This is a genomic window from Segatella intestinalis (assembly GCF_029348455.1).
Classification (GTDB): Bacteria; Bacteroidota; Bacteroidia; order Bacteroidales; family Bacteroidaceae; genus Prevotella.
Genome location: NZ_JARJVV010000002.1, coordinates 136,818 through 160,012, shown reverse-complemented (window position 1 = coordinate 160,012; position 23,195 = coordinate 136,818). Strand labels below are relative to the sequence as shown.

Below are 23,195 nucleotides of genomic sequence, written 5' to 3'. Positions count from 1 at the left end.
TCACGTTTAAGCACCTGATAACCAAGACATACTAACACTCATTGTTGTAATATTCGTTTGCAAGATTGCAAGATTATACTTATTTTTGTAGCTGCAAATTATTACATAAAACAACATTTCGTATGACACAATTCAACTACTGCAAGACGACCATCTGTCGCCATCTCTTGTTTCTGGTCTTGGCTCTTTCATTCGGTTTCACCGCACAGGCCAAGGACAACACCATTACTTTGCCACCGACTTCACCCCACTTCGGTCCATCGCAAATAAATGTCATCTTCGACCACTACACTCCTGGATCCAGGGAACGCGTGCGCATAATTTTATACAACGGAGCGTTTAGTGGCGGTCCCTACGACACCAAACTGCGAAAGAACGCCGATGGCACACAGGGCTTCGCCATCACAGAAAATCTGGTGCTGCCTACCCAGGCAGACCTGAAGATAGGCAAGCGAGCAATCCCCATCATCATGGTTCCAGAAGGAAAGCTGACCATCACTCTCGACTCTACAAATGTGAAATTTGATGGCGACTATGCCGCCCTCTGCACCGAGTTGCAAACCGTCAAAGACAATCTGGAGACGAGTGGTCGAACATTTTTCGATGACATAAGAGGCATGACACCCCTGCAATACAAGCAGTTCATCGTCGATACTTATCAAGCCAACAAGAAGGCCATCGACAAGGCTGCGGTGAGCAAAGCCTGCAAAACTTATGCCCGTGTGCAACTCGACATCAACTACATAGGCCACCTCTTGAGCTACAAGACATACCTTAGCATGAGCAATATGATAAGCAAAGACAGCACAGCCCAAAAGAACTTAGAAACACCCATCGACTCGGCGTCCTATTTTAAGGGACTGTCCAAAATGTCCATCCTTCGCTCAGTCAATCAGCGTTACTATCCCTATTACTGCGAACTGGACAATAAGCCTCTCGGCATACACATTATCAATGACGAGCTGAGCGACAACCTGATCAAGGCCGACAAGTACGGCAAGAAACTTACCAGCAGCAATCCCTTCATGCCAGCCCCCAACACACCGCTCAGCGAGGAAGAACTCCAGGCCGCCAAAGCCGAGATTACCTGCAAGCCCGTATTACAATTGTTGCTGGCCAAGAATGAACAAGTAGCTCAAAAAGCGAAAGCCGATGCCGAAGCCTCGAAGAAGTTGAGGGAAGAAGCTGCCGCCAAGGGCACATTCTCCATCGTCGACATACCCGAGAAGATGGCCGCCGGAAAGATTATCGAAACCCTCATCGCTCCCTACAAGGGCAAGACCATCCTCATCGACTTCTGGAACACATGGTGCATGCCATGCCGTGCTGCCATGAAATCCATCAAGCCTATCAAAGAAGAAATGAAAGACATAGTTTACATATACATTGCCGATGCCACCTCGCCTATCGACAAGTGGAACGAGATGATACCCGACATTCATGGCATTCACACTCGTATCAGCAATCCCCAAAGCGCCGAGTTGGGCAAGCAGTACAATTTTAATGCCATTCCTACCTACGTAATTATCGACAAGCAGGGGCACAAAATCTACCAGCACACAGGCTTCCCTGGTATAGAAGCCTTGAAGGAAGCACTAACCAATGCTAATAAATAAAATATGAGAAAAATATGAGAAAAACATTATTAATAACATACATTCTCGTTCTGGCCCTCACAATGCAGGGCAAGAACGAGCATCCTGTACGTTCAGCACTCGTGAGCCAGGGCGACAGTTGCATGGCCGAGCACGACTCTCAGCATGCCATCGGGTTTTATCAACAACATCTCAACACACATCCTGGCGACTTGCCTGTATTACGCAAGTTGGCTTCTTGCTACCGAATGCGCGGCGACAACAAGAAAGCCATCGCCTGTATGGACAGCATACCCAAAGACAGCCTCAACCACGAGGACATGAGAATGCTCTTCTTTACTAATCTGAACCTTGGCAACAAATCTGCAATAGACAACTGGGGACTTCGTATCAGGCTAATGTATCCCAACGACAGCGAGGTGTTTACCACACTCCTTTCACACTGGAACAACTCCAACGAGCCCGAAAACGTTTCGGCCTTCGCCTTATCGTATGTAGAGAAACAGGATTCCACCAACATCCTCATCAATAAAGAGCTTGCCTACTCGCTGTTTCTGCAATTCAGATACAAACAGGCAATACCCTATTACAAGAAGCTTATAGCCGATGGATTCGACAATTATGAATCAAACTTTGTGTTAGGACTATGCTACTACAACACAGAGAAATACCAACTGGCACTACCTTATCTGAAAAGAGCTGTAGACCTAAAAGACGACCCACCCATGAACAGCCTATACTTCTTGGGAATGGACTACAAGAAGCTGGCTGACGCCTGCAAGGCTGATCAGGAAGCAAAAAAGGAAGAATATCGGGAGTTAGCCATTCAGAATCTGAACCGTTCTATAGAAGTTGCCTACCCACGAGAACGCGCACTCTACATCAACCAGCAACTGGCAGAACTCTACTACGATAAAGGAAAGTTCGGAAAAGCGGGACATGCTTTCGCCCAATGTATCGAATACGACGATAGCGACAACCCACTCAACTACTACAATGCCGCACAAATGTATATGGCCGATGGTGACGAACTGAAGGCACGCCTGTACCTTCGAATTTTCCTGCAGAAAGCACCGAAAATGAAAGAGGGAGCAGAGAAGGAGAAACTCATCACCAAAGCAAAGACACAGTTGAAAACAAAATAATTAAAATCCTCAACTTTCGCAAGTTCAGAAGTTCTATAACTTCCATACATGCGGAAGTTGAGGATTTTATATGATCTTAACCAGAACTTTAAAACAGAACATTTACTCCGCCTGAATACCGAAATACTCGTTAAGCTCGGCAATGGCGGCACCATCCGTATTTTGCAGATCCTTAATGAGTCTGCCCTTTTCCAACAAAAGGATGCGGGAAGAGATATCAGCCACAAAGTTGAGGTTATGGCTGGAGATGATGACCGTAGTGCCATGCTCCTTGCACACCTGATGAATCAGTCGGGCAATGTTCATCTGCGAAGAAGGGTCGAGATAGTTAAAAGGCTCGTCGAGCAAGAGAACCTTGGGGTTAATGATCATTGCGCCAATGATACCTATCTTCTGGCGGTTGCCCTGCGAGAAATCACGCAGATACTTCTTGGTTCCCATGATTTCATCGTGCATAAACGTCTCAAAAGGAGCCAGACGTTCCTTCATCGTCTCTTCGTCAATACCATAGACATCACCTATAAACGAGAAATACTCCTCCGGAGTCAAGAAGTCAACCAAGAAGCGTCCGTCAATATAGCTGCCCGTATAGGTTTTCCAGTCTTCCGACTCGTTGACCTTCTTGCCATCGCTCTCCACAAAACCATCGTCAGCCTTTATCAGGTCGAGGACAAGACGCAGCAAGGTGGTCTTTCCTGCTCCGTTGTTTCCTACCAATCCTACCAACTCGCCCTGGGCAATATCGAGGCTTTCTATATCCAGCACGATTGTGCCATTATATATTTTCTTGAGATTCTGTATCTTAATCATTTTGCTGTACATTTTAATTCGTTGAACATAAAACTTAATTCTCCATATATTTCTCCATGCGCTCATAGCGTCTGCGATCGTATATAGCTGCCACGCGTGCTATTACCTTGCGATGAATCAACAAGCACACGACAGCCATAATCACGCTGACGATGCACCACACCTCAGCTCCCCACAGATAATAGACACCTGCCATAAGACCTAAAGGCACCAAGAAGACAATACCATAGAGATTGATCTTCATGTTGGCTCCCTGCATGTTGAACATCGAGTTGGAGAAGATTTCCAACCGTGACGAAAAGAGACAGGTAGGCAGATTGGAAAGGTTGACAAACACAGCCATACCCATGGCGCCCAACAAGGTGAATACCTTTATTTCGGGAGAAAGGAAGACGAAGACCAAACTGAGAACCGTCATCACACCGCTGATACTCAGATAGAAGTAGAAGCAGTTGCGCAAGAGTTGTTCCACCTTGACAGGTTTTGTCATCAATCCCTGGAAGAAGTTGGCCTCTATACCAAAAGTCCACTGCGACAAGACTACCGAAGGCAGCAATACATCTCCCACCACATACATGATCAAGGAAACCTGATTGCCAGGACCACTATCGGGCAGGAATACCATCAGCAGGGCATCGAGGAAGAAGATGATCACCATGACAAGCACCATGTTGCGCACACGTTTGGCACGAAGCAGTCCGATGTACTGCAGCTTGTAAAGCGTTGTTTTGCCAAAACTTCTGAAACGGGACGTCTTCTGCTTGTGCTCATTATAAATCTTCAGGTTATAGAGATAGAAAAGCAAGCCGGTGATGATGAGCACAGCCCATACAGCCATACCGATGTTGATCAAGAATCCCGGCATCCAAGCGAAACATACAAGATAGGCAGTAAGGATGGCTCCCATACCTATCCAGCCCAACAGCAAGGGCCAGCGCAGCATCCAGTCGGTAGTTTTATAATAGCAAGTGACATAAATGCCATTGATGAAAGAGAAAGCCTGCATCAGCAGATAGCCCACAATGGCCTGAGGCACGCTGAGCATCCAGAAAAGCATGGGGAGCATGAGCACAGGCATGACGTAATTCCAGAAATTGGCAAGGTTGGTGAGCAGCAGGAAACGGTTCCAAACCTTCTCGGGCACAGGTCGCGACTTGAGATAATCGTCCATGGCCGTGCTGTCGTGCTTCATCACCACCTTCAGGATGATATCGGGCACCAGCATTGTCAACACCAAAATGGCACAAAGAGCATCAGGAGTTCCGTCCTCGAAGAGTTCCTCGCCATCGAGGGTAGCTCCAAAGTAGAAGCCCAAGCCCACCATCACATAAACGAAGATGAGATAACCACCCACAACGGCATCCTTCCAGGTGAAGGAGCGACGTTGCTGAAGCCACCATAGTCTAAACAATAATCGTAACATAAATCTGTCTTATTAATGGTTTACGGGCACAAAGATAAGCAAAAAGTGCCAAAAGTCATTTCTTTTTGACAGAAATAACCTAAAAATAACCATCAAAAGATTGTGATAACATCAATGCCCACCCTTGGTACGGTAAGTAACCATGGGTGGGCATTATAGGTATTGCCGAGCGCAGCTAAGCTTATGTGAAAAGCACTATTTAATTATGCTTGATAATAAATAGCATTTTCTGCATCTGACGGTTTGTAAATACCAGCATCTGCAAACAGGCCTTCAAAACATAAATCTTCATCCAGTTCAGGCCAATGAATACCATATCTACTCAATACGAATGCTTTACGTTGAGCAGGTGTGGCGTTAGCAAGACGGCTCCACCGGCTAAAAGGATAGTTTGCCTTCCAGCCATTTTGGGTTTCTGCCCAAATATGGGTATCGTCTACCCAAACGCGGTTTATTCTATATTGCTCCATAATATCTTATTTTTGATTAAAATACTCTTTCCATCTATCTATAATAACTGCTTCGTTCTCAGAAATAATAGATTCTATCAAGGCAATATCATGCTTTTTGAACCCATGATTGTAAATCTGGATCAGAGGAGAAACATTATATTTTGCTTCATTTCCATCTTTGATTACATGAACATGAATCGGTTCATGATCATTTGAATAAAACATGAACCTAAATCAAAAAAATATGAATATTGTTGGCATCGTTTCTTTTTTTGCAAAGATTATGCCAGTGAGCGCAATGAAAGCTTGCTTTCAAATTGCCGAGCGCAGCTAATCTTATGTAAAATTACACTTTTCTTCCGAAAGATGCAAGAAATTTAAGGGAAAATGTTTGAGAGTGAGGAAGATAAACAACAATGCCCACCCTTGGTACGGTAAGTAACCATGGGTGGGCAATACGGATTTCTCCTTTTATTTTTAAGCAATTAAGATAAATCTTGTGATTTACTTAACCATTACCTTCTTTCCGTTAATGATATAAAGACCCTTAGACAGAGAATTTGCCTTAGAGGTAGCTATCTTCACACCTTCTATTGTATAAATGGTGTTGCTTGATGCTCTATTAGTTACAATCTCGCTAATACCTGTTGGGGTAGTACCTACCACATTGAGCTTAGCCCAATCGGCATTTGCCTTGAACGACTCAACCAAAGCATCAGGAACGATAAGAGTAATATTCTTAAGATCTTTCTGCTCGTCAACATACTGGAACAAACCACTTGGCATCTTTGGAGCTTCTGTGCCAGAATATGCACTCCAGTCGATAGTGGCAAGAGAGTAATTGCTGCCGAAGAGATACTTGCCGAGTGTAATCTTAGCAGGCAACTTTACGGAAATGAGTTTCTCGCATTTGTCAAATGCGCTTTCACAACTTGTGATATTATTAAACTTAGAAAGGTCTACTTCTGTAATCGCAGAACCAAAGAAAGCATCGGTGAGGTTAGTCACGTTTACACAGTCAGAAATGTCTATGTTCTTCAGACTTGTGCAGTTCTGGAAAGCAGAGCGCAAACTTTTGAAATGAGCAGCCTCTTCCGCAGCTGGCATCTTAACTGTAACAAGAGCGTTGAGACCACGGAATGCGCCATAACCTGAAGAAAGATAAGCATACGTATTAGCTTCAATCTTGGCCTGACTCATATCAATTTCCTCTATGGTAGAGTTACCTACAGGTGGGAAGCCGGTGTTGTTGCCAATGGCAAGAGACAGAGCCTGCAGTTTAGCTTGTGACCATGTGCCTGTAAGAATGAGCTTCTTGGCATCACTGAGCTGTGCAGGAATCTCTTCAGCATCGATTGTATACACCTTTTCTTCTGTAGCCTGCTCAACGGCACATTCTGTAGGAAGAGCAATGTAGGTCATCTGGTCTTCTGAGCAATAGTTACCAAGCTGTCCGGCACGGTTTTTACCCCAACCATAAATCTTACCATCGGTAGACAGAAGCACACAATAACCATTACCGCTTGCCAGTTGAGTGCCCTTAACACCTTCTGGAATCTTTACGACAACTGGTTCTACAATGGTTTCCTGACCTTCTGTGGCATCAACAGGAACACCACTTCCATCTCCGAGAGCACCGTCTACATTAGAGCCCCATGAGTAAATCTTGGTGATAATACCAGCTTCACCTCCAACACCCACATAACGGTTATTGTCGCAGCCAGTGATGGCAATGACCTTCTCGCCAGTACCGAATGTGATTTTTGCAGGAGTAGAAGTCACTTCTATATCCGCATCTTTTATGCCAGCCATATTATTGCTATTGTCGCCCCATACCCATAATGAGCCATCTTTCTTGATGGCATAAGCGGTTTCAACAACAGCAAAGATATATGCCCAGTCGTTGTCTGTACCCAACTGAACAGGGCTTTTACAATATTTCGCATTGTTCATAAGGGGTTTCTGCTGGTTAACACCCCATCCCCAAAGTGTTCCGTCGGTTTTCAGAGCAATGGTAAAATCATTACCAAGGCTTACCTGAGCCCAATTGTTGTCAGTTCCAACCTGTGTAGGTGTGGTCTTGCTAATATACGAACCTAAGCCAAGTTGTCCTGAGCGACCATCACCCCATGTCCAAAGAGTACCATCTGTCTTGATGGCTGCAGCTGTATGACCGAAAAAGCGTGCACAGCTAACTGTTTTCCAGTTGCTGTCTTTACCTACCTGTGTGGGGACTTTATGACTGGTAGCTCCATCGCCTACACCAGACACACCATTTGTATTGTCACCTACAGCCCACAATGTACCATCGTTCTTGATAAAGAAACCATAAGCCTGTCCAGCACTGGTCATCGCCCAGTCTTTATCAGTTCCTACCTGTGTTGGTACAGAAATCTTTACGGTCTTGTCGTCAATACCCATCTGACCAGATTCGTTCCATCCGAAAGACCATAGAGATCCATCTTTGTCAATGGCATACGTTGTTCCGTCTCCTGTGTTCACACTCTTCCATGTATGTGTCTGTGCATTGACACCACATACTCCAAGCACAGCCACCAAGGCGGTGCTGGCCATTTTGCGTGTAAAATTCTTCATTGTTTATAATTTTTATGTTTACCTATATATTATTTTCTAAATAACTGAATAGAGCCTAAAAAATAATTATAATAGCTTTTAGCTCTATCTAAGGATTTTTGCTGTCTGACCGTTAGGACCTGAAACGATGTAGAGTCCATGACCAGCATTTGGCACATTGATTTGAGCCTTTCCGTTGGATATACGACCATTGGCAAGCGTTGCGCCGCCAGCATCGACAATAGTAACACGACCATCAGCAGGAGAAGTAACCTCGATAGTATTGCTGTCTGAGAAACGAGCAATGAGACGTTCGCTATTCGCTGTGGTTGCTGTATTTATGCCTGTGGCTGTTTCTGGAATACGAATGATAGGACAAATGGCAAAGCTGCCCGTACCGCCACCATACATATTAATAGGACGCAAATAGTCGGTCTCACCTTTCTGACGTGCAAAAGAATTGTGACTAAGCAATGAGTAAACCTGTGTCTCATCAAGTTGCTTGCCCACCATATCTTTTAGCAAGACGAAGTCTTCTGTAGAAGGATCGTTGCTGAAACCCTCAACACTTACAAAGAATGTGGTTTTACCATACATGGAAAGAGGTTCAGAGAACTTAACCTGAGCAAGGGCGCCATCATAAACAGGACACCAAGCGCCATCTTCTCCATCTGCCTTGATATCCTTCATGTAAACAGTTTCCGCCTCTACAGGTAGATAAATCAACTTTGCTTCTTTATCTGTAATATTGGTCATCCATACCTTAATTATCAATTTGGCACCATCCTTATACTTTGTAGGCTTTTTAAGCAGATAAACATTGATGCCGTCAAGGAAGGCTTCATCAGTTCCAAGCATAAAGAGATTACCCCAACCAACAATATCTACCGAATTGGTTCCTCCTACATATCCTTGACCATTGCCATACGCCAATGCAGAAAGCATATATGTGGAGCCCCATTCGCGACAGTCGATGGTTGTTATCTCCGAAGTGCCTCCCACCTTTATAGTATAAGGAGCAGTATAACTGTTGGTTTCAGTGCCGTTTCCCACCGTAAGGGTAGGCATAGCATAGATACCGGGCTTGGAATAGCTTACCTGAATATCACTACTTGTGAAAGAAGACACACTGCTTCCTGGCACAGTCCATTGGTACGAGGTAACATTTCCTGTCGATTGATTTACATAACTTGCTTTCTTGTCGGAAGAAGCCAACAGCCATGCTCCCCCATTGATGTCCTTGTGCTTGAACAGGTAATTACAACTGGCGTTGTCTCCTTGCGAAATGGTTCCAAGGTTAGCTAAAGGTACAGGCGTCTTATAGTTTGCCTTCAAACCATTATTAGCAGCAGCTAATAATTTTGCTTTAGACGCTGTTTGCAACAACTCGGCTTTGGGTGTAGGAATAATGTAAGAAACCTCCTGTGCACGACTCCCTGTTGTACCAACAGCACCAAGAGTCATGGTCAGCAAGCCGATACCAAACTGCTTCATTAAGTGTCCCATAATGTTTGATTAATACTAATAAATTCTGCAACACTAAAAATTATTTTTAAGAATAAGTACCTGAAGCAAAAATAAGTTTGCCAGGAGATTGCCAAATCAGAAGACTCACTTAACTCAGTGTTGCAATAAAAATCAAGTAACTCTTCAAAAGACAAGGCGAAGTGTTTATATCTGCCCCTTGGTACGGTAAGTAACCATGGGTGGGCAATACGGATTTGATAGGATAAGGAAGCGGCAGCTTTATTTCAATCTGAACATGACGGGAATCTTTACCGTGCCGGCAACGACCTTGCCTTTCCCCTCAGGCACAAAGCGAGGCATCAGCTTTACCACTCTCAAAGCCTCCTTGTCGAAAAGAGGGTCGTCGCTCATCATCACCTTGTATTGAGAGAGATTGCCCTTGGTGTCTACTTGAGCAGAAATGATAACCCTGCCTTCCTTTTTCAACGTGCGGGCAGCTTCAGGATAACGCACATGTTTGGCTATGAAAGCACGCATGGCTTTCAGACCTCCTGGGAAGTAAGGAACGACGGTACCTGCATCAGAGAGCAGGTCGCTATCCAACTTAACAGGCTCCGACATGGAGTCCTTAAGTACTTGACTCGCTTCAAAGTCGGATGATTTCATGTGATTATGTTTCTTTTCCGTACAGCCTGCCACCAACAGGACTGCACAGAAAAGCAATATAAAATTTCTCTGTTTCATACTTTATTTGACAATCTTCTTGCCGTTCACGATATATATGCCTTTGTCAAGACTGTTGACTGAAGTGCCCATATAACGACCGTCCAAAGAGTAAACACCCTGACCGAAGGAAGACATCTCATCATTCTCTATGAAGTGAATACCCGAGATGATGTTGTCGTTACTGCCGCCCATGAAGTCGAAGTCGATGCTTCCATCCTCATTCTGAGTAATGTTGGTGATAGGCTTGCCCATGGTCGATCCGCCCTGATAGATGGTTGCTGCAGGCGAAGAGGTGTCGGTAAGACTGTTGTTGCCATTAAAGGGATACAGGTCACCAGCCTGCGATTTTGTAGAAGCACCTTCTTCGTTGTCAGCATGGAAGATTGTAAGGCGCTGATGATCGTTGTCAAGATAAGCATATCCTGGGCCATACTGGTTGCTATAATTGACAATGGTGTTGACATTGTTGAGCTCCCAGATATTCTTGTCATAGTCCACATGGGTTATCATCATGCCACTGGCTGGCAACAGCTTGTCCCAGATACCCACGCTCTGCTGTCTGTTCTCAATGAGATAATACTCGTTCTTGTTGTTGTCATTATAGACAACAAATGCCTGTCCATACTTCACATCCTGCGCCTGCATACCTTTTACAGATGCTGGTTTATCAAGGACTATGGGAGTTATCCAGCCAGCAATCCATTTCTCATAGGCTGAATAGTTGGGAGGACAGAAGCTCTCACCATTATAGCTGCCAGAGCACATCAGGTCGAAGGAACCCATTCCGAAATTTCCACCATAATTGGTATCATACAGGTCTGGATAACCCAAGCAATGAGAGAACTCATGACAGATGGTGCCAATACCATTGATACGGCTTCGTCCCAACATGTCATACGTATTCTCATTACCACAGGCATAGGTATTTACATTAACACCATCTTTGGTTTCATAACGTTTACCAACCGTCGAAGCCGACAACATACTCTCATGAGGCCAAATAGTATCTTCGGAACCACCATCAGCCTCGCCGAAACCTGCGTAAATAACAAATACTTGGTCCACTTCGCCGTCACCATCCCAGTCGTAGTCTTTATAGTTTACGTCTTTATCAGCCATCTGGCAAGCCTCCAATACCATGTGCCCTGCCTTTGCATCCACATCACCATCCTTGGTATGTGCGCCATAATAAGCCATGTTTTGCGACAAAGTATAGGGACCAACCACGTCGAAATCCAATTCAAACTGTCCGTTACTTTGTGCCAAGAAATAATCTTTCACACTGCCTTTGAATCCCAAACTATTGGTAAAGCCTTTTTTGTTGGCAATATTATCGAACATAGTGAGGGTGTGAGTCCTGCCGAACTTTACATCCTTGAAATTGACAAGAATGATGAGTCCTTTCTTTGTTCCTGTAAAATGAGAGAAAGCACCTGTTATTTCTCTTTTCGGTCCTCGTTTGGCAAAGCGTTTGATGCGTTCATCATTGGCTTTTTGACGTTTTGCCAAACCTCGGTTCACAACCTGTGCTTTATCTGTAATCTTAAATGTGCGGGAATCAATATCCTGCACATAGCATTTACCATCATCCGCCTGCCAATAAGAGGCGAACTCATCACCTTTAAGCTCTGCTACTACAGAAGTTCCGTCTGCAAGTTTTATAGTCCGCTTCACTCCTTTCTTAGCTGGAACAGCATGAGCACACGACAATCCCAAGACAAATAAGCAAGCCGTAAGATAAAGTTTATATTTCATACAAAATTATTATTAAGAAAGAAAAGACTCTATACCAAGACACAAGGTATAGAGTCTTACTGTTTTATTTCAAAATCGTATTATCTGAGATGAACCTTCTTGCTGTTGACAAGTTTCTTGTTCATCTGATAAGATTTACCTGTAAAGAGTTTGTTGAATGAACGGTGCGAAGCAGCCACTCTGTTGACACCCTTCTTAGCTGCATTTTCAGCAGTAGCGGTAATCTCGAAAGTCTCCTTTTCCATTGCGAAAATACCATCACCTAAGTGATAAACCAAATTGAAGGTGAAGACATTCTCCTGATAAGAATTAAGCACACCAGCAGCAGAAGCATTAGCGTCTCCTATCATAGTCGCAACATCATCAACAATTACCTGGTCGCCAGCCTGATTACCTTTGACACCAGAATTATTGTTGCTGACAGAGATGACACCTGTTTCTTTGTTCCAGGTAAAATCAAAGTCATATCCATCATTTAACCATGGTGTGATACGGAAATGTGTAGGATCACTCTTGCTCTGAAGTAAGGTTGCTTCAGAAGGATATGGAGATGTACCACCCACCTTCTCAAGGAAACAACCCATAGGTCCTTCATTTGGGAAGAATGGACCACTGATGTCCTCTACGCCAAGAGTAAACACGCCATAAGCCACTTCTTCAAACTGCTCTTCTGCATCCTTGCTTGACTTGAGAGTTATAGGAGTTGCATCAGCACCTTTGGCCTCACCGTTCTCATAAGATACAGTCACCAAGTAGTAGTTGCCAGACTCCTCAAATGGAACTTCCACTCTGCCAGCCTCTGATATCTCTGTAGCTTCTACCGAACCATCGATAATACCGCTCTCAGTTTTATTCAGGTCTTCACCCTCTTTTACCAGGGCATACTTGACAGTAGTCACATCAGCACCAAAGGTCAAGTTGAAGACAGCGTTGTCCTTATCGTTTGTATCAGTCATACGGCCGAGATACTCAACTCCAACACTGTAATCCTTGAGTTCAACACCAGGCATTGCGACACGCAACATGCCATCGGCATTGGCAAAAGCAACTGGTTCTCCATTCAGGCAAGCATATGCGGTCTTGCCAGCAGGGAATGTAAATACTCCATCCTTGAAAGTACCAAACCATTCTGGTTTCTTCGCCTTGATAACGTCCAAAGAAACGCCATTGTCCAAATTGGATTGTACGAACGAGAGGTAAGAAATAACTCCATCAGAACTGTTTAGGGTTACACCTGTATTGAAAGTGCCCTTGATGTATACGAAGTCAGGGTCGGTTGCGTCGATAATCATATCGGTATTGCTCTCGTTCTCATCGAATGCTGTGTACCAAGGGTTTGCACCACTCCATCCCTTTTGACCATAAGGAGCTACCACTCTGTAGATACCAGGGTTATGGGCATCTTGCTGGATTTGTACATCCCAATCAAGCATCTCAATACCATAAAGAGAAGACATAATACCATCACGGAAATTACCCTTGCCACCGGCAACATCTACATAAGCAGAAGCACCTGCTTTGAATTGGTAAGAAGTTGCACCATATGGAGTAGAGAAGTTGTCAGCATCGAAACTGATAGTACCACCCACGTAGTTACCATAAACCAACTCGTCAGGGTTGAAAGTAATGTGGATATTTGCAGTAGCCTCACCATCAGCAAAAGTCACTGTTGAAGGCACCGTATAGATGTTGCCCTCATCTGCAGTAAACATCAGTGGCACGGTAAGCTCTCCCTCTGTGTTCTGTCGACTCAAGGTGACATCGAAGTTTCCAGACTCTTTGTTCACCTCAATCTTACTTGGGAGCGTGTTGCTGAAATATACCTGGGCTCCCTTCAGAGCCTCAGGTGTATCATATTCGTAATCGCTTGTACATGCACCCATGGCAACAGTAACCAGAGCAGCAACTGCGATTTTTGCATATCTAAATATCTTATTCATGATTTTTACTTTTTAAGTGTTATTTTCCTGTCCACTCTGAATATGCAGAAGTTGGGTTAGGGTTGTTCCAACCTTCCAATGCAGGATTGTCCTCTGCTTCTGTACGGTAGATGGTAAAGTTCATCCATGCTGGGCGACCCTGAGTATTGAATCTGGTACCAGGACCAAAGTTTGTTCCAAGGTAACCTCTTTCTACAGAATAGTTCAAACGCTTAATATCAAAGAAGGTCAATCCCTCACCCCAGAGCTCTACACGCTTCTGGAATACGATTTCCTCGATGACATCATCCTGATCGGTCTTGCTGCAGCTATAAGTCTTATTGCGATAAGTCTTCATGAATTTCTCCAAAAGTTCCTTGCCTTTCTCTGCATTCTGGTGAGCTGCAGCCTCAGCCTCGATGAAATACATTTCCTCAACACGCATCACAGGATAAGCAGATGCTGCACCTACGGTATAGTTGTCACCGTCGCCATTGACTGGGCGGAACTTGGCTGACGCATAGTCAGGATAGCTCTCAGCTGTCTTTGAGTTAATCCATTCGGTCTTGCCTTCCAAAGGACTACCCTCTGGAGCCTTCCACATCAGCTTACGCCAGTCAGAATTACCGATACGGTCGTACATGTTGGCATCAATCATAATATAAGGCTCTGCACCCGTATAACCGAAAGAAGTCTCATTGCTCATCCATGAAGTCCAGTTGATGATACCAGTCTTTACAGTTTCGTTGGCATCGGTCTGCTCAGCGCCCCACATAAACTTAGACAAGTCGTTGAAACCAGAAGTCTTGCTCAGCGCCTCACTCTGTGTCATCGGACTGCCACTATAGTTGTTGATGGCATTACGGGCAGCCTCCTGAGCCTTGGGATAATCCTCTTTCCACATATAGAAGCGGGCCAACAGACCATAAACCTCAGCCTTATGTGGGAACACCTTGTCTGAATCATCGAACTTGTCGATGTTCTCCAAAGCATAAGTCAAGTCATCAAGAATAAACTGCTGCATTACCTCTTTTGTAGCACGAGGGTTGTTGCGAGCCTCTTCCAATGTAGTCTTCTCGGTAACAATAGGTACTGTCAAGCCTTCTACGTTGTTACCATCGGCATTTACACCAGTAGTAAACTTATCATTGGTCTTGAACTCATACATCTGTGCCATCTCAAGGTAAGCAATGGCACGGAAAGCCTTGGCTACAGCCTCATAGCCTGCATACTTGTCCTCCATACCAGTCTTGTTGGCATTGGCGATCGCAGAGAGGGCAACATTGGTGTTCTGAATAAACTTATTGTAATATGCCCAAACATACCATATCGTAGGAGCGTCCTGATTCAATAAAGTTGTCTGCTCATATTCAGCAAACCAGTCATATCCAGAAGGAGATGGGCTTACGGGAAGGTCGCCTGTCATCACATCGCGCATGTGCAACATCGCACCATATCCAAACTCGAAGTGATAGTCTCTTGCGCAAGCGTTGAAATAATAAGGAAGGCCCCATACCAAAGCTTTCACAGCAGAAGAGGACTGATTGACCTGACTTTCTATTACAGTAGAAGATTGTGGATCAACCTCTTCGATACAGCTATTAAATGTGGCAAGCGACATGACAGCCACTCCCATACCTGCTATATACTTATTTATCTTGTTCATTGTAATCTCTATTTTATATTATTAGAATGTAACTGTCAAACCACCAGAAATGGTTCTGATAGATGGAGCGTAAGTAGAGTTGGCACCACCAGAAAGGCTCTGACGAGGATCCAGTCCCTGACGCTTTGACCATACCCAAACATTGTCAGCAGTAGCATATACACGCAAGCTCTGCAAGCCAAGTTTCTGCATCCAGGTCTTTGGGAATGTGTAACCCAACTGGATATTGTCGAGTGACAAACATGATGCGGAAATCAGGAAGCGGTCTGAAGTAGCAGCTTCGTAACCACTCTTGGCATCCATGAAGTTCAGACGAGGCACATCGGTATTCTTGTTCTCTGGAGTCCAGGCGTTGAGCAAGTCAACATGGAAAGCCTGACCACGGTTATAAGACATAGCCTGCTGATAGTTGCTGTCCAAAATCTGGCCACCAAGCTGATAAGAGAACTGAGCTGAGAAATCGAAGCCCTTGTAAGATACAGAAGTACCGAAGCCACCGAATACCTCAGGACGAGTACTGCCACAGAGATAGAAGCTTGCCTCTGATGGATCCATAACCTTTACCATCTCAGTAGTTTCTTTACCATTCTCATCTGTCACGGTCTTGTCTTTCCAGTACATAGCTATACCTGTTTCTGGGTCAACACCTGCATACTTGTGCAGATACAGTGTGTTAAGTGGCAAGTCCTCACCCACGAAGTAAGAACCATTAGAGTAACCTGCATGACCATCCTTTACCAAAGTCTTGTTCTCATCAGGCAACTTGCTTACATAGTTGTGGTCGTAAGAGAAGTTCACGTTCAATGACCATACTAAGTCCTTGGTACGGATGACATCACCATCGAGAGAAACCTCGATACCATTGTTCATCATATCGCCGATGTTTCTCCACTGTGAGGTATAACCATAGCTGGTTGGCAAAGAGAATGCAAACAACATATCAGAAGTCTTGCGAGAGAAGAACTCTACATTACCATTCAAACGGCGTCCAAACATAGAGAACTCTACGCCAGCATTGAACATACCACCTGTCTCCCAGCTGATATCCTCATTCTTCAACACTGAAGATGGTATCAAACTGGCATTGTCGCTTGAAGACTTGATAGAATAACGCTGGGTGTAAAGGTATTCACCAATATTATCGTTACCTACCTGACCATAAGAAGCCTTCAGTCGCAACTCGTCAATCCACTTAGCCTTGAACCAGTTTTCCTTAGAGATAAGCCATGCGCCACCAAGTGACCAGAAGCTACCCCAACGGTTATTCTTTGCAAAACGAGAAGATGCCTGGCGAACATAAGATACCTGACCAAAATATTTCTCGCTCCAGTTGTACAAAGCACGAGCCATATAGCTCTCTGTGTTGTAACGGGTCATAGAAGAAGAAGGTGTACCATTGGAAGCTACCGCACCGTTCAACTCGGTATTGTCTGGGCTGAACTGATTCTTGCGTGAAGCCGACAAAGAGTAAACACGATAATCATAATAGGTATGTCCCAACTGAGCCGAAATGTTATTGTTGCCATAAGAATGAACCCAGTTCAAACGCTGCTCCAAGTTATAGGATGTAGAACGACCATGACTCTTGTAAACAACACCATTAGAAGAAGCATACTGACCATAGTATGGGTTGGTGGTCTGTGTGGCACGATATTCGTCATTATAAACACTGTTGATAGAGGTTACCTTGAAGTCGTATGGCAGGCTGATTTCTACGGTACCTGTAGCATTCAAGGTGTTGCCATTGGTGTTGAGGACGTTCAACTGGTTATCAGACAATGGGTTTGATTGAGACATATAAGGACGCTTCTGTCCGTTTACCTTACCGTCACCATAGTCATAGCTATTGATACCACTGTTGTTGTCGAAAATGATGTTGCCATTGGCATCGCGGTTATACAAAGGATAGATAGGTGCCATATTGGTCAAAGCAAACACGTTTCCGCTTGAACTTGCTTCACCCTCATCGTTTGTACCATTCATGTCGTAATGGGTATAGCTTACATTGGCACCCACCTTCAACCAATTCTTAATCTTATAGTCTGCCTTGAAACGAGCAGCAAGACGCTCATAGTCTGAAGATGGAGTAAGACCATCAAAGCTAAGATAGTTTACTGACGTATAGAAAGAACCACGGTCGTTTGCACCATTGGCTGTAACAGTATACTCCTGACGCAGGCTGTTGCTGAAAGTAGCATCTACCCAATCATCAGGAATCAGATAATAACCATTCACCAGGTTACCCAATGTGGCATTAGGATTGACACGACCATTGGTACCGATGAACTCCTGACCCTCAGGAACGCTGAACACCTGATAGCCCAAGCCATAGTTGCCGGCAGCAGCCACCTGACTGTTAGCCCACTCATGTGCAGCAGTCTCACTATATCCGAGACCATTGGTCATAGCAGTTCCTTTATCCTTGCCTTTAGCATCAGCCATGGCATAGTTCTTAAGTCCGGCATACCACATTTCGTAATATTTGGCAGGACTTGTCACGAACTCATAGTCTGGAATAGCACGAGAGTTGGAACCCCACTTGGCATCCACTGTAATGATACCTTCGCCTACCTTACCCGACTTAGTAGTGATGAGGATAACACCATTAGCACCACGGGCACCATAAAGAGCAGAAGAAGAAGCATCCTTCAATACTGTCATACTTTCAATATCAGAAGGGTTAATCGAGTTGATATCGCCATCGTATGGAGAACCGTCAACTACGATAAGAGGATCGTTACCAGCATTGATAGAGCTGATACCACGTATACGGATAGTAGAAGTAGAACCAGGAGCACCAGAAGCTTTTATCATCTGCACACCAGCGGCCTTACCTTTCAAAGCATCAACAACGTTGGTTACCTGAACCTTACTGATTTCACTTGCGCCTACAACAGCAGCAGAACCAGTAAAGGCAGATTTCTTTTCAGTACCATAAGCAACAACCATCACTTCGTCAAGTGATTTGCTGTCAGTATCCAATACAATCTTCATGTTCTTTGCGGCTTTGACGGTCTTAGAGACCATGCCGATGTACGATACCTCCAACTTCGCGTTGGCTGATACGTTCAGTGAGAAGTTACCATCAATGTTGGTAACAGTACCGGTATTGGTGCCTACCACCTTGATGCTGGCGCCGATAACTGGCGAGCCATCTTCGGAAGAGGTGACCGTTCCGGAAACTTGAGTTTGTGCCAAAGCCATTCCTATGCTAAGGAACAGGCAGGCGATAAACGTCATGAGTCTTTTTTCCATAAATCTCTCTCTTTTTTTAAAAATGAATGTATAAAGTTTATTCTTTTCTCATATCTTTGTATCCACCTCGTGCCCCGAGGTGGAAAAAACGATGTGCTAATCGGGAAGTTAAAGGAGTTAAGGGAGTTAAGGAGTTAAGACAACAGCTTTTGTGGACACAACATTAACCATTAATCATTCCCTCCAAGGCTGTTGTCCCTTAACTTCCCAAACGACCGAAAGAAACGATCACTTCCTTTAACTCCGCCAACTTCTGAAGCGGTAAAAGTTGAGTGACAAAAGATAAACCCTAAATGATTTTATAGTATGGTATATTTTAAGTTAGAATTTGGCTTTCACCTGCCAGGTAGAAAGCATCGTGCAGAGACCAAAACAAATTCCAAAGCACAGCCTGCTTGGGACTTCATCAGTAAGGAGGTAGAGAGCGCCGAGGCACGAAAGTGCTACAAGACCGCAGCCAACTATCGTACCGCAGCCAACTCGCTGACGCTTTTCTGGCAAAGAGACGACTGGACGCTGGCTGACATTTTGCCGCAAGAAATGGAACGTTATCAACGATGGCTTATAGACCGGGGATTGTGCATGAACACCATTTCGTGCTACATGCGTTCCTTGCGTACCTTATATAATAGAGGTGTAGCCTTGCAGATGACTGCCGACACGCAACCTTTCCGCAAAGTGTTCACTGGGAAGGAACATACTCGCAAACGCAGTGCACAAGAAGAGGACATTCTGCGGCTGAGCCACCTCAATCTCGAAAACAAGCCATCGCTTGCTTTTGCCCGCGACATATTCCTCTTCAGTTTTTATGCCATGGGAATGCCTTTCGTAGATATTGCCTATCTGCGAAAGGAACAAATCAGAAACGGAAGATTTCACTATGCCCGCCACAAAACAGGACAAGAGATAGTGGTGGCGATAGAACCGTGTATGAACGAGATCATCAGAAAGTATGAGGCTTACAGCAATACTCCGTATGTTTTTCCCATCATCAATTCTCCCGATGCAGTATTGGCACATGGGCAATACCAAAACCAGCTTCGTCGCTACAACTACAACCTGTCGTGCCTGTCGAAGCGCATCTCTGCCAGCCAGCCCCTTTCCTCCTATGTGGTGAGACACACTTGGGCGAGCATTGCCTATCAGCACGACCTCGATGTACGACTTATTTCCAAGGCTTTGGGACACACCAGCACCTCCACCACCATGATCTACATAAAGAGCCTCTTCGATCCACAACTTGCCGATGCCAACCATCAACTCCTGAAAACGTTTGCCAAAGATGTTTGATGTAAATAACATTGAAAAAGGTGGGAACGCAGCCATGGCTTTAAGCTCCACCTTGCGTGCAATGACAGTTTGACAACAAGCCAAAGGCATTGCAAGGATACTGCATCGAAGACACCAAGCAACGTTCATTGTTCTAATGGCAAATCCACTCATTTCATTTCTCTGTTGTAACTCACTCCTAAAGGCGTGGTGAAGAGGAATTTTCATACAGCATTTATTGAAGAAGACGTTCTGTTATCCCGAACTGGGGTATTAAGATGGAAAGAACATATAAAAAAGCATAAAAAGTTTCTGATTTTTCTCATAGACAATTTGGATTTTATATTTTTGTGCAAAATTAGAAACAATGACAGAACTATTGAGTATATTATATAAGCTGCGGATATTCACTTTGGATGAACTTTCTGAGGCTCTGAAAGGCAAGGTGAAATCGGTGGAAGCGTTGCTCGCTCGGTACAAGCAACAAGGGTGGATTGTGGCTATACGGCGCAATACCTATTGCATGAAGGATATTGCATCTGGCTTACCTGTTTGCGACAAGTATGAGATAGGAAGCCACTTGTCACCTACAGCTTGCATCAGTTATCACACAGCATTGGAATTTCATGGATTGGCTCATCAACCCTTCAATGAGGTTTTAGTGAAAAGCATGACTCGCTTCAATTCCTTTTCTTTCGACGATGTGGATTATACCTATTGCCGACAAACAAAGGAAATCGTTGGTATGATGACACCCAAGGGAAACCCTTATGTGCGAATAACGGATGTGGAGAGTACGTTGTTGGATTGCTTTGACCGCATCGACCGAGCTGGTGGTATTGAGGAATTGCTGCATTGCATGGAGGGTATCGTCTTGCTCAATGAGGAAAGGCTCATCGATTATCTCGCAAGGTACGACAAGGCATTCCTGTACCAGAAGACAGGCTATCTGTTGGAGCGAATCAAGGAACAAGCCAACATCTCAGAATCCCTCTTGGAGCTGTGCCGAGCCAAGGGAACCAAAAGCGTCAAGTGGTTGACTAACAACGAAGAGTCGGATACATTTGTAAATAAATGGCGCATGTATGTGCCACAAGAACTAACATCAAAGGAAGAATATGAACTCATATAACAAACAAGCTCTTGACATCATCGCCAAGGAGCAAGGCTTTATTCGCGACAACCTCGAAAAGGTGATGCGACTGGTGGAGATACTCAACTATTTCCATGACAGTCCTTTGCTGTCTAAATCTCTTGTGCTGAAAGGTGGCACAGCCATCAATCTCACCGTTTTCCGCAGATTCGTTCGCAACTCTTGCCTGTGCTTAGGCGCAGTGAGCATTTTGACTTTGAAAAAGCCAAGACAGAAGTGAAAGACTTTCTCTCAAAGCTATTGGTTCTGACAGAATCAGAGAAAGAATATGTGCGGGAATTCAATGACAAGAAGTATATTCCAGAATTGCTGTTCGAGGATAATGAGATGGTCAATAGAATCAAATTTCATCCTATGGCTTTGTGGAAGACAAGGAGTCGTTGAATGTTTTTTCTGTAAATTTTGAAAAAAGTTATTGTTTTGCTTAGTTTTTTGCTTGGCTCAACTGTATAGACCACCATAATCTACATAAAGAGCCTCTTCGACCCACAACTTGCTGATGCCAACCATCAACTCCTGAAGACGTTTACCAAAGGCGTTTGATGTGAAAGAAGTCGGAAACGAGGCCAAGACTGCCGCCATGCAAATCAGTTTCAATATATTATACTCAACTTTCGTAAATGGTTTGAGTACGGGCTGAAGGCCCAAAAGCTCTTAGTCCCGGGCAGCAGAGTAGCTTTCTCTGAGCGCATCTGACGTTTGTGGGAGCGAAACAGAAAATCGTGGGAGCGAAAGCGGGAAACGTGGGAGCGTAACTGAGCAACGTGGGAGCGACGGATTCTATTCAAAGGACACTTTTGTGCCCTTCGAAGGGGCACTATTGTGCCACAAGTAGGCATTTTGTCTGTATCCGTTTTTAAAAAGAATCAATTACGCAAATACCCTTCACCCTTCATCTTTTCCTTGAAATCCCCTGTGTTTATCGGGGTTCCAGAGGGTGAAGGGTGCAAGTCAACCCTTCATCACCCTTCATAATTTTCAAAAATTTCTTGCAGATATGAAGATAAAGTCGTAACTTTGCGTTATAGATTTTAAAACTAATGGTTATGAAGTACTTAGACCCTAAGGCAGACCTTACGTTCAAGAAGATATTCGGCAATCATCCTGCAAGACTGATCAGCCTTCTGAACGCCCTGTTGCCACTCAGCGACGAGGAGCAGATACACAAGATAGAGTATCTGCCAACAGAACTTGTGCCCCAGCTCGAAGGGGGCAAGAACACCATCGTGGATGTACTCTGCACAGATTCTAAAGGCAGAAAGTTCTGCGTGGAGATGCAAATGGAATGGTCTGACGCATTCCAGCAGCGAGTACTTTTCAATGCATCCAAGCTCTATGTGAGTCAGGCTAAAAAGGGAGGAAAATACAGCGAACTGCAACCCGTATATTCTCTGAATCTTGTGAATGATATCTTCGCACATGACACTCCGGATTTTATCCACAACTATCGTATCGTGCACGACAAGGACAGCAATAAGGTAATTAAAGGCTTGCATTTTACCTTCATTGAACTCCCTAAGTTCACTCCTCATTCCATTGCCGACAAGCGCATGATGGTCTTGTGGCTCCGTTTCCTCACGGAAATCAATGCCAACACGAAGGAGATTCCTGCCGACCTGCTTAATGATCCTGAGATAGGAAAAGCCGTAGAGGAGTTGGAGATTTCTGGCTTCACAGATGCCGAGCTCCGTGCCTACGACAAATTCTGGGATTCCGTAAGCGTTGAAAGAACCCTTTTGGATGACAGATACCAGAAAGGTAAAGAAGAGGGTATGGAAGAAGGAAGAGCAGAAGGAAGAGCAGAAGGAAGAGCAGAAGGAAGAGCAGAAGGAAGAGCAGAAGGTATGAACCTGCGAAGTCTTGAGATTGCTAAGAAGATGCTGGCAAAGGGAATGGATGAAGCAACAGTCATGGATGTGACGGGGCTTACGGCAGAGGAGATGAAACTGCTGAAAACGAAAGTATAGATTAATGCGCGGAACCATA

The 23,195-nt window shown here is 44.5% G+C and carries 18 protein-coding genes; 6 read left to right on the top strand and 12 right to left on the bottom strand.

The features are described 5' to 3' along the window. Positions 1-122: 122 nt before the first annotated feature. Positions 123-1,616, top strand: a complete 1,494-nt coding sequence (locus P3T48_RS01715; protein ID WP_276505386.1) for a TlpA family protein disulfide reductase — start codon at positions 123-125, stop codon at positions 1,614-1,616. Between the two features lie 14 nt (positions 1,617-1,630). Next, complete coding sequence (locus P3T48_RS01710; RefSeq protein ID WP_276505385.1) at positions 1,631-2,740, top strand: tetratricopeptide repeat protein; 1,110 nt, start codon at positions 1,631-1,633, stop codon at positions 2,738-2,740. A gap of 102 nt (positions 2,741-2,842) precedes the next feature. On the opposite strand, the gene P3T48_RS01705 is transcribed toward P3T48_RS01710, so the two are convergent. From P3T48_RS01705 to P3T48_RS01655, 11 genes are all read right to left on the bottom strand, one after another. Further along, positions 2,843-3,550 (bottom strand): ABC transporter ATP-binding protein, encoded by a 708-nt coding sequence (locus P3T48_RS01705; RefSeq protein ID WP_276505384.1) that lies wholly within the window; start codon positions 3,548-3,550, stop codon positions 2,843-2,845. A gap of 34 nt (positions 3,551-3,584) precedes the next feature. Further along, positions 3,585-4,973: a DUF5687 family protein gene (locus P3T48_RS01700; protein ID WP_276505383.1), complete on the bottom strand. Its 1,389-nt coding sequence runs from the start codon at positions 4,971-4,973 to the stop codon at positions 3,585-3,587. 203 nt (positions 4,974-5,176) lie between these two features. Continuing rightward, on the bottom strand, positions 5,177-5,443 hold the full coding sequence (locus tag P3T48_RS01695; protein WP_022252574.1) for a DUF2442 domain-containing protein: 267 nt from the start codon (positions 5,441-5,443) through the stop codon (positions 5,177-5,179). Positions 5,444-5,449: 6 nt separating this feature from the next. Beyond that, a complete protein-coding gene (locus P3T48_RS01690) occupies positions 5,450-5,650 on the bottom strand; it encodes a DUF4160 domain-containing protein (protein ID WP_228114180.1) in 201 nt (66 codons plus the stop codon). 279 nt (positions 5,651-5,929) lie between these two features. Then, complete coding sequence (locus P3T48_RS01685) at positions 5,930-8,020, bottom strand: leucine-rich repeat protein (RefSeq protein ID WP_276505382.1); 2,091 nt, start codon at positions 8,018-8,020, stop codon at positions 5,930-5,932. An 84-nt stretch (positions 8,021-8,104) separates the two neighbouring features. Continuing rightward, positions 8,105-9,505: a hypothetical protein gene (locus P3T48_RS01680; RefSeq protein WP_276505381.1), complete on the bottom strand. Its 1,401-nt coding sequence runs from the start codon at positions 9,503-9,505 to the stop codon at positions 8,105-8,107. Between the two features lie 240 nt (positions 9,506-9,745). After that, a complete protein-coding gene (locus P3T48_RS01675) occupies positions 9,746-10,210 on the bottom strand; it encodes an energy transducer TonB (RefSeq protein WP_276505380.1) in 465 nt (154 codons plus the stop codon). Between the two features lie 3 nt (positions 10,211-10,213). Further along, on the bottom strand, positions 10,214-11,947 hold the full coding sequence (locus tag P3T48_RS01670; RefSeq protein WP_276505379.1) for a M6 family metalloprotease domain-containing protein: 1,734 nt from the start codon (positions 11,945-11,947) through the stop codon (positions 10,214-10,216). A gap of 80 nt (positions 11,948-12,027) precedes the next feature. Next, positions 12,028-13,887 carry a hypothetical protein gene (locus P3T48_RS01665; RefSeq protein WP_276505378.1) on the bottom strand — a complete coding sequence of 620 codons (1,860 nt, stop codon included), beginning with the start codon at positions 13,885-13,887 and terminating at the stop codon, positions 12,028-12,030. A gap of 19 nt (positions 13,888-13,906) precedes the next feature. Then, complete coding sequence (locus tag P3T48_RS01660) at positions 13,907-15,532, bottom strand: RagB/SusD family nutrient uptake outer membrane protein (protein WP_276505377.1); 1,626 nt, start codon at positions 15,530-15,532, stop codon at positions 13,907-13,909. Positions 15,533-15,553: 21 nt separating this feature from the next. Further along, positions 15,554-18,787: a SusC/RagA family TonB-linked outer membrane protein gene (locus P3T48_RS01655; RefSeq protein ID WP_276505376.1), complete on the bottom strand. Its 3,234-nt coding sequence runs from the start codon at positions 18,785-18,787 to the stop codon at positions 15,554-15,556. A gap of 306 nt (positions 18,788-19,093) precedes the next feature. Between P3T48_RS01655 and P3T48_RS01650 the strand changes: the two genes are divergently transcribed. The 3 genes from P3T48_RS01650 (at position 19,094) to P3T48_RS01640 (ending at position 21,429) form a co-directional block, all read left to right on the top strand. Next, positions 19,094-20,077, top strand: a complete 984-nt coding sequence (locus P3T48_RS01650; RefSeq protein ID WP_276505375.1) for a tyrosine-type recombinase/integrase — start codon at positions 19,094-19,096, stop codon at positions 20,075-20,077. A 346-nt stretch (positions 20,078-20,423) separates the two neighbouring features. Beyond that, the gene (locus P3T48_RS01645) at positions 20,424-21,188 is read left to right on the top strand and encodes a type IV toxin-antitoxin system AbiEi family antitoxin domain-containing protein (protein WP_276505374.1); all 765 of its coding nucleotides are present in this window, start codon (positions 20,424-20,426) and stop codon (positions 21,186-21,188) included. After that, positions 21,175-21,429 (top strand): nucleotidyl transferase AbiEii/AbiGii toxin family protein, encoded by a 255-nt coding sequence (locus P3T48_RS01640; protein WP_153090270.1) that lies wholly within the window; start codon positions 21,175-21,177, stop codon positions 21,427-21,429. Before P3T48_RS01645 ends, P3T48_RS01640 begins: the two co-directional genes overlap by 14 nt. A 221-nt stretch (positions 21,430-21,650) precedes the next feature. Here P3T48_RS01640 and P3T48_RS01635 read toward each other — a convergent pair whose 3' ends face one another. Next, complete coding sequence (locus tag P3T48_RS01635; RefSeq protein WP_276505373.1) at positions 21,651-21,806, bottom strand: hypothetical protein; 156 nt, start codon at positions 21,804-21,806, stop codon at positions 21,651-21,653. Positions 21,807-22,249: 443 nt separating this feature from the next. On the opposite strand from P3T48_RS01635, the gene P3T48_RS01630 reads away from it, so the two are divergent. Continuing rightward, the gene (locus tag P3T48_RS01630; protein ID WP_276505372.1) at positions 22,250-23,176 is read left to right on the top strand and encodes an Rpn family recombination-promoting nuclease/putative transposase; all 927 of its coding nucleotides are present in this window, start codon (positions 22,250-22,252) and stop codon (positions 23,174-23,176) included. Positions 23,177-23,195 lie beyond the last annotated feature (19 nt).